Origin of the sequence: Streptomyces chartreusis NRRL 3882 (assembly GCF_900236475.1) — a bacterium.
Classification (GTDB): domain Bacteria; phylum Actinomycetota; class Actinomycetes; order Streptomycetales; family Streptomycetaceae; genus Streptomyces; species Streptomyces chartreusis_D.
Window position 1 is genome coordinate 405,210 of sequence record NZ_LT963352.1, and the last position, 14,440, is coordinate 419,649.

Consider the following 14,440-nt stretch of genomic DNA (forward strand, 5'->3'; position numbering starts at 1 on the left):
CGTTTCGGACACAACCCAGCTGTCGCATTCCGAAGCCGGTCACCGGCTCGCGGCTGGGAGGATTGTGAGGACATCGTGGTCCAGACCAGTTCGCCGGAGAGGGAAACAGACGCCGGACCCACGTCGTCGGTCTCAGCTCCCTCGGCCCCCTCGGCCCCCGAATACGCGTCGTGGATCAGCCGGGACCGGTCCACCGACGCCGCGTCCCTGACGATGCGGCGGGAGGCCGCCGAACTCGTCGAGCGTGTGGTGGCGCACTACCGCGACAACACGACACACGAGGCGGACGGCCAGTGGACGGAACCCGTCGCCCATTACCTCGACGCCGACCGCTGGCAGCGCGAGACGGACGCCGTCCACCGCAGCGTTCCCCTGCCGCTCGCCATGTCCTGCGAGCTTCCCGGGCCGAACACCTACAAGGCGATCGACGTGCTCGGCATCCCCGTGCTGATCACCCGTGACCGTCAGGGCGCCGTGCACGCGATGATCAACGCCTGCCGGCACCGGGGAGCCAAGCTCCTCGAACCCGGCTGCGGGGTGTCGAAGCGGCTCATCTGCCCGTACCACTCCTGGTCGTACGACCTCGCCGGAGAGCTGCGGGGCGTGTACGCCGAGAAGACCTTCGGCGAGGTCGCGCGCGAGGGCCGCAGCCTCGTCAGGCTGCCGGCCGGGGAGCGGGCGGGGATCGTCTTCGTCTCACTGGACCCGGCGGCCGAGCCCGACCTGGATGCCTGGCTGGGCGACCTCCAGCCCCTGCTGGAGGGCCTCCGGCTGGCGGAGTGCCACCACTACTCCACCAGCGAGCTGACCAGTCCCAACTGGAAGGTCACCCTCGACGGGTACCTGGAGACGTACCACTTCGCCTCGCTGCACCCGAAGACGGTGTTCGAGACGAACCTCTCGAACATGATGGCCCACGACACCTGGGGTCCCCACCAGCGCATCGCACCGGCCCTGCGTCCCATCGCGCAGGCGGTCGACCTGCCGCCGGACCAGCGTGACCCCGGGGACTGCGTCGGGCCCATCTACTGGCTCTTCCCGGGCCTCGCGATCGCCGGCGGCTGGCGCCAGAAGATCGCCGTCTCCCTGGTGCTTCCCCGGACGGCCACCGAGTCGGTGACCCAGCAGATCATCCTGCTGCGGGAACCGGCGGTCACCGAGGAGGAACGCCGGGCTGCCGACCGGTTCGGCGAGTGGTTCCACGAGGTGGTCCGCGACGAGGACTACGCGACCACCTACGGAGTCCAGCAGGGCCTGCAGGCCCTCGACGGGACCGACTTCGTCTTCGGACGCAACGAGCCCGGACTCCAGCACTTCCACCGCACCATTCACCGACACCTGGACAGTGGCGCCACAGCAGCCCCCAGAGCCGCCAGGTGAGCAACCAACAACACTCGCGGGAGAACACCATGGTGGCTACGGGCAGCCTCGACGGACGTGTCGCGGTGATCACGGGCAGCACGCGCAGCATCGGCCGCGCCATCGCCGAGGCCTTCCTGGCCGACGGCGCCACGGTCGTCGTCAGCGGCCGTTCCGAGGTCAAGGGCAAGCAGGCCCTGGAGGAGATGGACGCCGGGGACCGGGCCGTCTTCCACCCCTGCGACGCGGGCCGCCAGGAGGACATCGAGGGCCTCGCCGACTTCGCCGCGGAGCGCTTCGGCCGGCTCGACATCTGGGTCAACAACGCCGGCGGCAGCTCCGGCTTCGCCCCGATCCACCAGCTCAGCGACGAGGCGTGGCACGACGCCCTCAAGCTCAACGTCAACAACTACTTCTACGGCACCCGCCGCGCGCTGCCGGCGATGCTGGAGAACGGCTGGGGCCGCATCATCAACATCTCGTCGGTCGAGGGCAAGCAGGCCAACAAGCCCGGGATCAGCCACTACATCACCAACAAGCACGCCATCCACGGGCTCACCAAGGCGACGGCTTTCGAGTACGGCACGCAGGGAGTCACCTGCAACGCCATCTGCCCCGGCGCCGTCGACACCGACCTGATGCGTGCCGCGGGGCCGGCCGCCGCCGAGGCCGAGGGCATCGGCTACGAGGAATGGCTGAGCCGCTTCGCCGAGCACGCCGCCACCAAGAAGATCACCACGGTGGAGCAGATCGCGGCGGTCGCCTCGCTGCTCGCGAGCGAGGCGGGGGCGGGCATCACCGGCACGCTGATCAGCGTCGACGGCGGAACAGCGCAGTGGTAGGCGCGGGTACGGACAGCGGGAGACCTCGGTCATGAAGAGCTGGATCACGGACTGGCAGCGCAGTGAGCGGCTGCCGCACTACACGCGGGCCAATGCGGGCGAGACGCTGCCGGACCCCGCCAGCCCGCTGGGCTGGACCCTGGTCTGGGGGCGGGGCCTGCAGGGCTGGCGTCGCGGCTTCGTCGGGTTCGGCATCTACAGCGAGGAGGAGGTAGCCGGCCCCCGGCCCCCGTTCGTCGGCATGTTCGGCGGCCACTTCTACCTCAATCTGTCCCACATGCGGCTGTTCGGCATCCGCATGGGCCAGACCGCGGACCAGATCGACGCGGCCTTCGTCGGACAGCGCTCCGACACGCCGGTGTACCTCGCGCACCCGGACGACCAGGACGAGGAGCTGACCGCCAAGGCGGGCGCGACGCTCCAGCGGATGCTCGGCCAGACCACCTTCCCGGAGGCCGACGTTGACCGGGAGCGGCTGCGCGCCCTGCGGCGCTCGCGACCCGGCCTGACGCGGCTGTCCGACGCCGAACTCGTGGCGCACGCACGGTCGTTGCTGGACGAGGTGGAGACGACGTTCCAGCGGCACGTCGAGTCGTCGCTGCCCGCGTCCGTCGGACCGGCGATCCTCGGCCCGCTGTGCGCGAGCGTGGACCGCCCCGGCGCCATGCTCGACCTCATCGGCGGTCTCGGGGACGTCGACTCCGCCTCCCCCTCGGCCGGGCTGTGGACGCTGTCCCGGCAGGTGGCGGCCTCGGCCGAACTGAGCGCGCTGTTCGACCGGGGTCCGGCCGCGGTGGAGCGGGCGCTCGACGGGGCGAGCGGGGACGTGAAGGCGTTCCGTGACGCCTTCGAGGAGTTCCTGGCGGAGTCCGGCGACCGCGGCCCCAACGAGTGGGACATCCACGCGTTGTCCTGGGAGGCGGCGCCCGTCCAGGCGCTGGCCCTGGTCGACCGGATCCGGCGCAGTCCCGACGACGACTCGCCGGCCGCCCGCCGGAAACGGCTCACCGAGGGGCGCGAGCGGACGGCGCGGGAGATCAGAGGCGCACTGCCCGAGGACGCGCAGCCGATGTTCGACGCCGGGATGCACGCCTCCCAGGTGTGGATCCCGGCCCGCGAGCGCACGAAGGCGAACTGCGTCACGGTCGTCAACGAGATCCGCATGGCCGTACGGGAGCTCGGCCGCCGGGGCGTCGAGGCGGGGCTCTTCGCCCGGCCCGAGGACGTGATGATGCTGCTGGACACCGAACTCGACGAGTATGTCGCCGCCCCGGAATCCTTCGGCCCCGTCATCGCGCGGCGGCTGGAGGAGTACGCGGGCCTGCACGAACTGGAACCGCCGTTCTTCGTCGCCGACGACGCGCAGACCGAGATCGACACCTGGCCGCGCCGCGCCGGGGAACGGGCCGAGGCGGCCGTCGAGGGCGATGTGCTCGGCGGTGTGGGCGGCAGCCACGGCACGTGCACCGGCACGGTGCGGGTGGTCACCGACCCGGCCTCGTGCGAGGCGCTGGAGCCCGGCGAGGTGCTGGTCGCGCCGATCACGGACGCGGCCTGGACCCCGCTGTTCCTGGTCGCCGGAGCCGCCGTCGTGGACGTGGGCGCGCTCAACAGCCATGCCGTGGTGGTCTGCCGTGAGCTGGGCATCCCGGCCGTGATCTCCGTCGAGGGCGGGACGCGACGGCTGCGGGACGGCATGGTGGTCACGGTCGACGGTGACCGGGGCACGGTCACCGTCGACAGCGTGCCGACCACGCCCGGAGTCTGAGAAACGCGTGGGCCCGCCGCTCCCGTGGCGGGGGCGGCGGGCCCACGGCCATGACCGCGAAGGGAACACGCCATGGCAGAGGAAATCATCGTCGCGGGCTGGATGGACTACGAGGCCGGCGATCGCGACAGGGTGCTGGGACATCTGGTCGTGCTGGGAGACCGGACCCGTGAGGAGGAGCCGGGCTGCCTGGACTACGCGATGACCGCGGACCCGGGCAGCGAACAGCGGATCCGTGTGTACGAGCGGTGGGCCTCCCGGCAAGCCCTCGACGAGCACTTCGCCACGCCGCACATCAAGGAGTTCCGGGCGGCCGTGGCCGGGATCACGCGGGTCGGGGTCTGCCTGGAGGCCCACACCGTGGCCTCGTCACGACCCATGCGCTGACTCCCCCAACCGGACCAGCATCTTGCCGACGTTGCCGCCGCCCAGCAGGGACAGCAGCGCTCCCGCGGCGTTCTCCAGGCCGTCGACGACCGTCTCGCGCGCGGTGATCCGGCCCTCGGCGAGCCAGCCGGCGACCCGTTGCTCGAACTCCGTCCGCAGGTCCTCGTGGTCGCGGACGATGAACCCGCAGAGTGTCAGCCGCTTGAGGACCGCCTGGATCAACTGGTTGATGTCCACGGTCCGCCCCTCGCCGCCGAACTGCGACATCATGCCGCACAGGGCGACCCGGCCACCGGTGCGCAGTGCGTGCAGAGCCGCGGCGAACTGTTCGCCGCCGACGTTGTCGAAGTAGACGTCGATGCCGTCGGGTGCCAGCCGGGCCAGCGCGTCGCGCACCGGCTCGGCACGGTAGTCCGCGGCCGCGTCGTAGCCGAACTCCTTCACCAGGAGGGCGCACTTGTCCGGCCCTCCGGCGGTCCCGATGACGCGGACCGCGCCCAGCAGGCGCGCGAACTGGCCGGCGGCGGTGCCGACGGCGCCGGCCGCCGCCGACACGAAGACGGTGTCGCCCGGACGCAGGTGCGCGATACGGGTCAGGCCGACGTACGCGGTGAAACCGGTCTGGCCGAGCAGGCCCAACCAGGTGGGCAGCGGCGCGACGTCCGGGTCGATGCGGCCGGCGCCGTCGACGGCCACCGCGTCGAGCACCGCCCGTTCCCGCCAGCCGAGCTGATGGCGTACGTACGTGCCCGGCGGCACCGAGGCGCAGCGGCTCTCCTCCACGACACCGAGGGCGCGGCCGTCGAGCGGCGAGCCCGGGGTGAAGTTGTGCGTGTAGTGCTTCTCGGTGGTCGACAGCCGCCCGCGCATGGACGGGTCGACGCTCATGTAGAGGTTGCGCACGAGCACCTGCCCCTCCCCCAGGGGTGGCAACGGGTGCTCCTCGACGGCGAAGTCACGGGGGAGCGGTTCTCCGTCGGGTCGGCGCACCAGACAGACCACCCGGGTCGTACGGGGCGTCACGGGATCACTCCTCCGGCTGCCGGGACGTACGCCGCCGGGCGAGGCGGCCGACCCAGCCGGCCATCTGGAGGTCGGCGTGCCGTAGTTCGCCCGACTGCCACCGGGCCTGGAAGTCGAAGACGCCCTGCAGGCCTGTCCTCGGGTCGGTCACCTCGACCAGCCCGTCCTCCGTGAGCCGGTAGACATGCCCGGTCAGAGGGTGGATCACTTGCTTGGACATGGGAGCCTCACTCCTGCACTCGGCGGCGCACGCCGCGCTTGGTCACGGTCACCGGGCCCTCGACCAGGAGCCGGCAGGCGAGCCGGGTCAGGCCGTCCACCGGCTTGCGCAGGGCCTCGATGCCCTCGCGTTCCAGCGGGCCCACGGGGGAACAGTTCTCGGCGCCCTCCTCGACCTGGACGAAGCAGGTACGGCAGGTGCCCTTGCCGCCGCAGACGGTGGGCCAGCGGTAGCCGAGCCGCCGGGCGGCGGTGAACAGGTCCTCGCCGTCGAGGACTTCGAGCTCGACGCCGGAGGGTCTGACCGCCACCCGGTGGGTCACCTGCTCATCCACCGGTCGAGCGTCCGGTTGAAGTGGCGGATGCGGCTCTCCTGGTAGTTCGCCAGGGTGATGCCCGGCTTGCGCATCGCCTTGAGGCCCTGCTGGACGTAGGGCAGGTTCTCGCAGTCCTGGTCGAAGACGGGGCCGAGGACGCCGAGTTCGGGGATGTCGGCGAAGAGCATGTCCTCGGGCACCCAGCGGATCTTCGCCGGGGGCGGCGTCTCGCCGGGCTGCTTCGGGGACGACATGAAGATGATCTCGGCGGTGCAGGAGTCGGGGTCGAGGCCGTTGGGCCGGAACCGGTAGATGATGTTCGACTTGGCGCCGCCCCAGGGGTTGAAATTGGGGAACAGCAAGTAGTTGATGGCGTCGAGCAGCTCGGTGTCCGGGGTCTCCGAGAAGTCCTGGTGCGAGGTGGCCGCGAGTTGCTCGCGCATCCGCGCGGCGAGGACCTGGCGGGCGGTGCCACCGGGCGGGATCGCCGGCAGTTCGTCACCCTCCCGCATGACCAGGTCACGGCCCTGGGCGGCGGCATAGAACGCACGCGAGTCGTAGAAGGTCTCCAGAACGTCCTCCTCCGTGACCGAGTCCGCCACGTGCGGGCTGGGCGCGCCCTGGATGTTGATCATCCGGTTCCAGTTCGGCTGGTCCGCCATGACGTCGTACTGCGAGTTGGCGTCGGCGAGCCACGGCAGCATCTGCGGGTGCGTGGCGATCACGTGGAAGGACTCGATGAACGCGTCCTGTGCGATCTTCCAGTTGCAGGGCAGCACCTTGCCGATGTGCAGCGACTTGTAGCGGTTCTCCAGCGGCCAGATGTAGTAGTCGTCGAAGGTGCCGCGGTAGCTGTCGAAGGACTCGGCGTACGGGTCCATGTTGATGAAGACGAAGCCCCGCCAGGTGGCCACCTGCGCCTCGGGGAGCGCGAACTTCTCCGGGGTGACGTGCGGGAAGTCCCAGGCACAGGGCGGGGTCTGCATCGTGCCGTCGAGGTTCCAGGCGAAGCCGTGGAACGAGCAGCGGAACTCGCTGACGTTGCCGCCGCCGGTGCGCAGTTTGCGTCCGCGGTGCAGGCAGACGTTGACGAAGGCACGGATCTCGCCGGGGGCCGTGCGGACGACGATGAGGGAGTCGTCGCCGATCTCGTAGACCTCGTGGTCGCCGACCTCGGGGATCTCGCTCTCCAGGCAGGCGAACTGCCAGACGCGCCGCCACACCTGCCGCATCTCGCGCTCGGCCCACTCTCGGGAGGTGAAGCGGGCGGTGTCGATGTCCTCGCTGCCGAGGTAGTCGTTGCGCTCGTACCTCAGGGCGGGGGGAACGGGGCGGCTGTCCTGGTCGAGGTAGTCCTGGACGCTGGGCCCGGGGCACCGCGCCGTGGCCGGCTCCGACGATTCGTCCATCATCTCTCCTCCGGCAGAAACTTTAGAGTGAGTGTAGTTACCGGTTGCGCCCGGGAGCAACACTCACGCCGGTGGACGACCTCCACACCATCCGAGGCCACGCGCTTTCCTGCGGTTGTTTCGGAATTTCTTGTGGCACCCCTCTCCCCAAGCCCACTGAGGCGTGTCACACTCCGACCCACCTGAAGCTGTAGTGCCTCATAAGTTTCTCCGAATAGATCCGTCTGACCGGAGCCGACCGCCGCGGACGCGGAAGGCGACGCGAGTCGCGGCAGCGCAGGCGTCACAGCGGTGCCACTCCGGCCGCCAGCTGGACGCCGGATCAACGCCGACGCGGCCCGGCTGCAAGGGGCGCGCACCGACCGGCTGCGCCTTCGCGCCCTGGTGGCCTCCGCGCTGCTGTCCGGTGTCGCCGGCTGTCGGCCTACGCCGCCGCCTTCGTCGGGGCGACCCAGTTGCGCGCGGGCCGCTTCAACGCCCGGGGCACGGCCCTCGCAGTCCTCAGGCTCGGCACCGGCATCACCGGGCTCGGGCTGGCCACCAGAACAACCGACAAGGAGACCTGATGATGAAGGCTGTTCAGTACCGGCGGGTGGGGCACGCCCCCGAGGTCGTGGACGTGCCGGTGCCCGAACCCGGCCCGGGCCAGGTGCTGTTGCAGGTGACGGCGGCGGGGCTCTGCCACTCCGATCTGGCCGTGATGGGCTGGCCCGAGGAGCAGTTCCCCTACGCGCTGCCGATGACACTCGGTCACGAGGGCGTCGGCACGGTGGCCGCGCTGGGCGCCGGTGTCACCGCCGTGACCGAGGGCGAGGCGGTGGCGGTGTACGGCCCGTGGGGCTGCGGGCGCTGCCACCCGTGCGCCGAAGGCAAGGAGAACTGCTGTCCGCACGCCGCCGGACTCGGCATCCTGCCGCCCGGGCTCGGTTCCCCCGGCGCCCTGGCGGAGTACGTGCTGGTGGACTCGCCCGGCCACCTGGTCCCGCTGAACGGACTCGACCCCGTGCAGGCCGCGCCCCTGACGGACGCCGGGCTGACCCCCTATCACGCGATCCGCGGATCGCTGCCGAAGCTGCCGCCCGGCAGCACGGCGGTGGTGATCGGCGTCGGCGGTCTGGGGCATCTCGCCGTGCAACTGTTGCGCGCGCTGTCCCCGGCCCGGGTGGTCGCGCTCGACGTGAGCAAGGAGAAGCTCACGCTGGCACATGACGTCGGCGCCCACGAGACGCTCCTCTCCGACGGCGAGGCGGCCGCACGGATCCGGGAGCTCACCGGCGGTACGGGAGCGGAGGTCGTCCTGGACTTCGTCGGAGCCGAGACGACCCTGGCGGTGGCCGCCGCGTCGGTGGCGGTGGCGGGCGACGTCACTGTCGTCGGCCTCGGCGGGGGCACGCTGGCCGTCGGCTTCGGGGGCGGCCTGCCGTTCGAGGTCTCGGCCTCCTTCCCCTACTGGGGCAGCCGGACGGAGCTGATGGAGGTCCTGGAACTGGCGCGGCAGGGTCTCGTGTCCTGTCACGTCGAGACCTTCACGCTGGAACAGGCGCCCGAGGCGTACGAGCGCCTGCACGCCGGGGAGATCAACGGCCGCGCGGTGATACTGCCGCACGCCTGAGCGAAAGCAGCGGCCCCTGGCCCGCTCACCTGCTGTAAGGACTGCCGGCGCTCGCCTTCAGCCAGTGCATGGATGTCAGACGCACGGCGAAGTACACCGCGGCCACGGCAGCGGCGATGTCCAGGGCGTCCGCTGCCATGTACTGCATCACCGCGGCCCGAATCTCCGTGGGTGCCTCGGCGCTCTCGTATCGCGACGCGGCGTACCAGCCGAACAACTCGCTGGAAACGAGCAGGCCCCACCACAGGTTCACGGGCCAGATCGATACCCGGTACGACTCCCCGTCGGCGGGCAGGGGTGTTGCGGCACCCCACATGTCGACGGCGATGCGGTACGGCAGCCAGAAGTTCGCCAGTGGAATGAGCCAGCCGCCGATCGCCCAGCCCGGGCCCTTGCGGAACCGATCGGGTGCCAGTAGCCCGGTGTTGCGGCGCGTCCAGAAGAACCAGGCGACGAAGAGGACCGCGCAGGGCACGTACACGATGCCTCGGACGTTGCCGGCTGTCTGGTACAGCGAGTAGGCGGCGTCCAGCCTCTGCTGGGGAACGACGGCAGACCCCTGGTCGTCCTCGATGAGCGGGTAGAGCCGGGCTCCGGCGAAGACGGCGAAGAGATCGCTCAGGGCGACGATCGCGAGCGACGCCGACGCCGCGGCCAGGAGGCCGCGCGCCGAGCGTGGCGTTCCGCTCGGCAGCATGCGACGCGGACGGAGATCACTGGATGCAGACATGACGACGGCCCCCCACGGGCGAAGAACGAAACGGCCGCGAAAGAGCGTGCGCGGAGGCACCGTACGCCTGCTGCGAGGCCCCGTCCATAACAATCCGCAGGTCGGACCGATGGGCTGGGCCCTGTTCCGGAGGGATGAGCGGCCAGGTTCAGTGTCACCCCGCTCCCCCGGCCTGGCTCCGCCCGCCCACCGTCCGCTCCACACAGCGCCGGAGCACTGTCAGGAACTCCGGTGTCCGCCAGGGCCCCACGTCCACGCGTCCGGTGTCGTCCACTCCGAGATCCTGCATGTCGTAGCGGCCCCTGCAGTGGCCGAGGGTGAAGTAGCAGACCTCACCGAGGCCGTGCCGCTTGAGATACAGCACCGGCCGGGGCGCGGCGTCGAGGGCCGCCGCGTCGCCTTCGGCGAAACCGCGGCACGGCCCCGTGTACTCGGCGTGCAGCAGCACCTCCAGCTCGCCGTGCAGCGCGCACACGTAGAGCTCGTCGGTGACCGTGAACGGACCGATCCCGGCGACCAGCGGATGGTCGGGCCGGGTCACCAGCACCTCGTACGGCTCGATCGGCGGGTGGGCCAGGAACTGGCTGCCGAGCACCTCCGCCAGCTCCCCGAGGAGCCGCGGGGTCGTGAACACCCGCGAGCTGCCATCCGTCGACGGCTCGATCACCGAGTTGGTGCCGTGCAGGGCGAGCCAGCGCCCGCCCCGCTCGACGAACCGTGAAAGCGCTGCCCGCTGCGCCGGGCGGGGCCGGACGTCGCAGGTGTAGGTGACCAGCAGGTCGGCCTTGTCGAGTGCGGCCGCGCAGTCGTAGTCCTGGTACACCGTGGTGCGGACCCGGGGATGCTCTCCGAGCAGCTCCAGCAGCCGGAGCCGCACGTGGTCGAAGTCGTGCCAGCGGCCGCCGCAGACCAGTACGGCGTCCAGGCGGCCGGCCGGGCCCGCCACGGCTCAGTACTGGACGCGGGTGAGCAGCCCGCCGTCCACCACGAGGTTGACACCGACGCAGAAGGAGCCGGTCCGTCCGAGCAGGAACGCCACCGCCGCGGCCACGTCCTCCGCGGCGCCGTAGCGGCCGATCGGCAGCCTGGCCAGCACCTCCTCGTACACCTCGGGGCGGCTGGCGCGGACGGTCTCCCAGGCGCCGCCGGGGAAGTCGACCGGGCCGGGCGAGACGGTGTTGACGCGGATGCCCTTCGGCGCCAGGGCGTGCGCGAGGGCCGAGGCGTGCTGGACGACGGCCGCCTTGAGCGCGGAGTACGAGTTCGCTCCGGCCGGGCGCGCGGTGTCGGAGGCGTTGGTGGTGCCGATGGCCACGACGGCGGCCCGGTCGGAGGCCTCCAGGTGCGGCAGGGCCGCCTCGACGAGTCCCGCGAACGGGATCAGGTCGCCGCGCAGGCTGGCTTCCCAGGACTCGGGGCCCTTCACATTGCCGGCCGACACGTTGGACACCAGCAGGTCCAGGCCGTCGAGTGCACCGGCCGCCCGCTGCACAAAGGCCGCGAGCGCGGCCGGGTCGGTGACGTCGACCGGCTCCGCGAACACCGTGGCACCCTCGCCGCGCAGCTCGGCGGCGGCCTTCGCCAGCCCCTCCTCACCCCGGGCGCACAGGGCCAGTGCGCAGCCCTCGGCCGCAAGGGTCGCGGCGATCGCCCGGCCGATGCCCCGGCTCGCGCCGGTCACCAGCGCCTTCGCACCCGTCAGTCCCAGATCCATCGATGTCACTCCTTTGTGATTGCCGGAACGGTCCCCGTGGCTCGGTGGCCGAGAAGCCCCTCAGTTGCCGGGAAGCTGCGAGAACGGCGCCCGGTCCGCCCGCGGCTCCGGCGGCAGCTTCAGCACCCGCTCGCCGATCAGATTGCGCTGGATCTGGTCGGTGCCTCCGGCCAGCCGGTAGCCGGGGGCGCCGAGCAGATGCTGTGTCCAGGCGAACGTGCCCGGTTCCCCTGTGTCGGCGCTGATCCGCGCCCCCATCAGCTCGGCGGCGACCTGCCCCGTGCGGGTGAGCAGATCGGAGGCCATGAGTTTGGTCAACGACGCCTCCGGGCCCGGCCGGCCGCCCGCGGCGCTCGTCCTGGCCACGCGCTCGACGGTGGCCGCGCGCAGGGCGGCACGTACGTACAGGTCGGCGAGGCGCTGGCGGACCAGCGGGTCCGAGGTGCGGTCGAGGGACCGGGCGAGCGCGAGAACGTCCGTAAAGGTGCCGCCCTTGCGGCGGTTGCCGCTGCCGGAGGCGGTCCGTTCGAAGGCGAGGGTGGTGGTGGCGACCTCCCAGCCCTGGCCGGGCCGCCCGATCCGGAGCCGGTCCGGGACGCGTACGCCGCTGAGGAAGACCTCGTTGAAGGAGGCGCCGCCGCTCATCTGCCGGATGGGGCGCACCTCCACTCCCGTGGCGTCCATCGGGACCAGGAAGGCGGTGATGCCGGCCTGTTTCACGACGTCCGGGTCGGTGCGGGCGAGCAGCAGACCGTAGTCGGCGAACTGGGCGCCCGAGGTCCACACCTTCTGACCGTCGATCACCCACTCGCCCCCGTCGGCCTGCCGGGCGCGGGTGCGCAGGGCCGCGAGGTCGGACCCGGCGCCGGGTTCGCTGAAGAGCTGGCAGGCCAGCAGGTCGGTGCGCAGGAACGCGCGTGCATGGTCGTGGAGTTGCCCGGCCGTCCCGAACAGGGAGACGGCCATCGCGACCAGGCGCACGGTGACGCTGATCAGCTCGGTGGAGGGCGGCACCTCGAAGGCGGACTCCTCCTCGGCGAAGACGGCCACGTGGGCGGCGGTCAGGCCGGCACCGCCCTTGTCCGCGGGGAGGGTCAGCGCCTGGTACCCGGCGTCGAAACGGGCCCGCTGGTAGGCGCGGCAGCGCTCCAGCAGCAGGCGCTCCTCGTCCTCGGGGAGGTTGTGGAACACGGCGAGATCGGCGTCTTCTCCGGCGGACTGCGGCGCCCGCGCCGGTTCGAGCACGGTGGCCAGCCACTGCCGTGCCTGCGTGCGCCATGCGTCAAGGTCGGGCTGGGACATGGCTCCTCCTCGTGCACTTACCAGACGAAAGATTCAGTAACGGGGATGTGCGAGACACCTCATCGCCCCTGAACCATGTGGGAATACCCCCGTTCGGGATCAGAGTGTTCCGCACTTTCTTGATAAACGCTACAGTCTCCGCATCACCTCATCCCTCGAATCGGGAGAGGCCGAGGAGCCGCCGGAGGAGCCATGTCGCTGCTGCCACTCGACCGTCGCGCCCAGGAGACACCTGACGAGCCCGCCCTGGCAGACGACCTGGCCGTGCTGTCCTGGTCCGGTCTCGCCGACCAGGTGGCGCGCGCGGCGGCACGGCTGCTGGAGTTCGCACCCGGCCCCGACGACCGGGTCGCCGTCCTCGGTGACAACGCCAACCCGACACTGGTGGCCCACCTGGCCGGTCTGCGGGCCGGGGTCGGGACCGTGGCCACGTCCCGGAACCTGACCTCGGGCGAACTCGTCGACCAGATCATCGACGCGGGCGTGACCGCGATCATCACCGGCCCCGCCGGAGCGGGTGCCGCCCTGGACGCGGCCCGGGAACTGGGCCTGCCGCTGGTGATGCACGGAACCGCGGCGATCGGGCACGCCTTCGACTGGGACCTGTGGCTGGCGGCCGCGTCCGCCGGGCGCACCGCCCCGACGGACCGGCCCGCCCGGCCTCCGCTCGTGTACACCTCGGGCACCACCGGGCGGGCCCGCGGCACCGAGGTGCGCTGGGTGAGCGGCCCGGTCGCCGACAGCTCCGCCTACCTCGCCGCGATGTCCGCCCGGCCCGGATTCCCGCCGGGGCCGCACCTGGTGTGCGGGCCGCTCCAGCACAACGCACCGCTGACCTCGCTGCGGCACCTGGCGGCCGGTCAGCCGGTGGTCGTCCTCGGCAGATACGACGCGGAGACGTTCCTCAGCCGGGTGCAGAGGTGGCGGGTCTCCTCGACGGTGATGGTGCCCACCCACTTCCAGCGGCTGCTCGCCCTCCCCGAGGAGGTCCGCGGCCGGTACGACGTCTCCAGCCTGCGGCAGGTGTCCCACACCGGCTCCGCGTGTCCGCCGGACGTGAAGCGAGCCATGATCGAGTGGTTCGGTCCGGTGCTGACCGAGTCGTACGGCGCCAGTGAAGCGGGCACCGTGGCCCGGATCAGCAGCATCGAGTGGCTGGCGCACCCGGGCTCGGTCGGGCGCGTCCGGGCCCCGTTCGAGGTCCTGGTCACCGATGACGACGGCCGGCGGCTGCCGCCCGGCGAACGCGGTCTGCTGGCCTTCCGGGCGCCGGACGACCAGGGCGTCCGCTACCACGCGGACCCGGACAAGACCAGGTCCGCCTATCTTTCCCCCGGTGTCTTCACGCTCGGCGACATCGGCTACGTCGACGCGGACGGCTACATCTTCATCACCGACCGGGCCGCGGACGTGGTGGTATCCGGCGGCGTGAACCTGTACCCGGCCGAGAGCGAGGCGGTCCTGCGCGGGCATCCGGCGGTCGCCGAGGTCGCGGTCATCGGCGTGCCCGACCCGGACTTCGGCGAGTCGCTGCGGGCGCTGGTCGTGGTCGCCGGGGAGGAGCCGGCGGCCGATGAGCTGGACCGGTTCTGCCGCGAGCGCCTCGCCTCCCACAAGTGCCCGAAGTCCTACGAGGTCGTTCCCGAGCTGCTGCGCAACGCGATGGGCAAGCTCGACAAGCGCGCGATGCGCCGCCCCTACTGGAGCTCGGAACGGACCATCGCCGGCTGAGCCGACCCGCCCGCCCCTCACCTGTAC

The 14,440-nt window shown here is 71.5% G+C and carries 14 protein-coding genes; 6 read left to right on the forward strand and 8 right to left on the reverse strand.

Features of this window, described 5'->3' with window-relative positions:
• Positions 1 to 75: 75 nt before the first annotated feature.
• The 4 genes from SCNRRL3882_RS01855 (at position 76) to SCNRRL3882_RS01870 (ending at position 4,356) form a co-directional block, all read left to right on the forward strand.
• Positions 76 to 1,380, forward strand: a complete 1,305-nt coding sequence (locus SCNRRL3882_RS01855) for an aromatic ring-hydroxylating oxygenase subunit alpha (protein WP_010033385.1) — start codon at positions 76 to 78, stop codon at positions 1,378 to 1,380.
• A complete protein-coding gene (locus SCNRRL3882_RS01860) occupies positions 1,377 to 2,201 on the forward strand; it encodes an SDR family NAD(P)-dependent oxidoreductase (protein WP_197709804.1) in 825 nt (274 codons plus the stop codon). Before SCNRRL3882_RS01855 ends, SCNRRL3882_RS01860 begins: the two co-directional genes overlap by 4 nt.
• Positions 2,202 to 2,232: 31 nt before the next feature.
• Entirely contained in the window at positions 2,233 to 3,969 is a 1,737-nt protein-coding gene (locus SCNRRL3882_RS01865) for a PEP-utilizing enzyme (protein WP_010033380.1), read from the forward strand.
• A 72-nt stretch (positions 3,970 to 4,041) separates the two neighbouring features.
• Entirely contained in the window at positions 4,042 to 4,356 is a 315-nt protein-coding gene (locus SCNRRL3882_RS01870) for a putative quinol monooxygenase (protein WP_010033375.1), read from the forward strand.
• On the opposite strand, the gene SCNRRL3882_RS01875 is transcribed toward SCNRRL3882_RS01870, so the two are convergent.
• The 4 genes from SCNRRL3882_RS01875 to SCNRRL3882_RS01890 are packed head-to-tail and all read right to left on the reverse strand — an operon-like array spanning position 4,339 to position 7,324.
• Positions 4,339 to 5,379 carry an NADP-dependent oxidoreductase gene (locus SCNRRL3882_RS01875; protein ID WP_102514718.1) on the reverse strand — a complete coding sequence of 347 codons (1,041 nt, stop codon included), beginning with the start codon at positions 5,377 to 5,379 and terminating at the stop codon, positions 4,339 to 4,341. The two genes, SCNRRL3882_RS01870 and SCNRRL3882_RS01875, sit on opposite strands and share 18 nt — an antisense overlap.
• Before the next feature lie 4 nt (positions 5,380 to 5,383).
• Complete coding sequence (locus SCNRRL3882_RS01880) at positions 5,384 to 5,599, reverse strand: hypothetical protein (protein ID WP_010033368.1); 216 nt, start codon at positions 5,597 to 5,599, stop codon at positions 5,384 to 5,386.
• Positions 5,600 to 5,606: 7 nt separating this feature from the next.
• Complete coding sequence (locus SCNRRL3882_RS01885) at positions 5,607 to 5,933, reverse strand: 2Fe-2S iron-sulfur cluster-binding protein (protein ID WP_231911088.1); 327 nt, start codon at positions 5,931 to 5,933, stop codon at positions 5,607 to 5,609.
• Complete coding sequence (locus SCNRRL3882_RS01890; protein WP_231911089.1) at positions 5,918 to 7,324, reverse strand: aromatic ring-hydroxylating oxygenase subunit alpha; 1,407 nt, start codon at positions 7,322 to 7,324, stop codon at positions 5,918 to 5,920. Before SCNRRL3882_RS01890 ends, SCNRRL3882_RS01885 begins: the two co-directional genes overlap by 16 nt.
• A gap of 568 nt (positions 7,325 to 7,892) precedes the next feature.
• On the opposite strand from SCNRRL3882_RS01890, the gene SCNRRL3882_RS01895 reads away from it, so the two are divergent.
• Positions 7,893 to 8,936 (forward strand): NAD(P)-dependent alcohol dehydrogenase, encoded by a 1,044-nt coding sequence (locus tag SCNRRL3882_RS01895; RefSeq protein WP_010033357.1) that lies wholly within the window; start codon positions 7,893 to 7,895, stop codon positions 8,934 to 8,936.
• Positions 8,937 to 8,961: 25 nt separating this feature from the next.
• On the opposite strand, the gene SCNRRL3882_RS01900 is transcribed toward SCNRRL3882_RS01895, so the two are convergent.
• From SCNRRL3882_RS01900 to SCNRRL3882_RS01915, 4 genes are all read right to left on the reverse strand, one after another.
• Positions 8,962 to 9,666 (reverse strand): DUF4328 domain-containing protein, encoded by a 705-nt coding sequence (locus SCNRRL3882_RS01900; RefSeq protein ID WP_231911090.1) that lies wholly within the window; start codon positions 9,664 to 9,666, stop codon positions 8,962 to 8,964.
• A 154-nt stretch (positions 9,667 to 9,820) separates the two neighbouring features.
• Positions 9,821 to 10,612: a ThuA domain-containing protein gene (locus SCNRRL3882_RS01905; protein WP_010033351.1), complete on the reverse strand. Its 792-nt coding sequence runs from the start codon at positions 10,610 to 10,612 to the stop codon at positions 9,821 to 9,823.
• Positions 10,613 to 10,615: 3 nt separating this feature from the next.
• Entirely contained in the window at positions 10,616 to 11,380 is a 765-nt protein-coding gene (locus SCNRRL3882_RS01910; protein ID WP_010033349.1) for an SDR family NAD(P)-dependent oxidoreductase, read from the reverse strand.
• A 60-nt stretch (positions 11,381 to 11,440) separates the two neighbouring features.
• Positions 11,441 to 12,682, reverse strand: a complete 1,242-nt coding sequence (locus SCNRRL3882_RS01915) for an acyl-CoA dehydrogenase family protein (RefSeq protein ID WP_010033346.1) — start codon at positions 12,680 to 12,682, stop codon at positions 11,441 to 11,443.
• A gap of 192 nt (positions 12,683 to 12,874) precedes the next feature.
• On the opposite strand from SCNRRL3882_RS01915, the gene SCNRRL3882_RS01920 reads away from it, so the two are divergent.
• Positions 12,875 to 14,413 carry an AMP-binding protein gene (locus SCNRRL3882_RS01920; RefSeq protein ID WP_010033344.1) on the forward strand — a complete coding sequence of 513 codons (1,539 nt, stop codon included), beginning with the start codon at positions 12,875 to 12,877 and terminating at the stop codon, positions 14,411 to 14,413.
• Positions 14,414 to 14,440 lie beyond the last annotated feature (27 nt).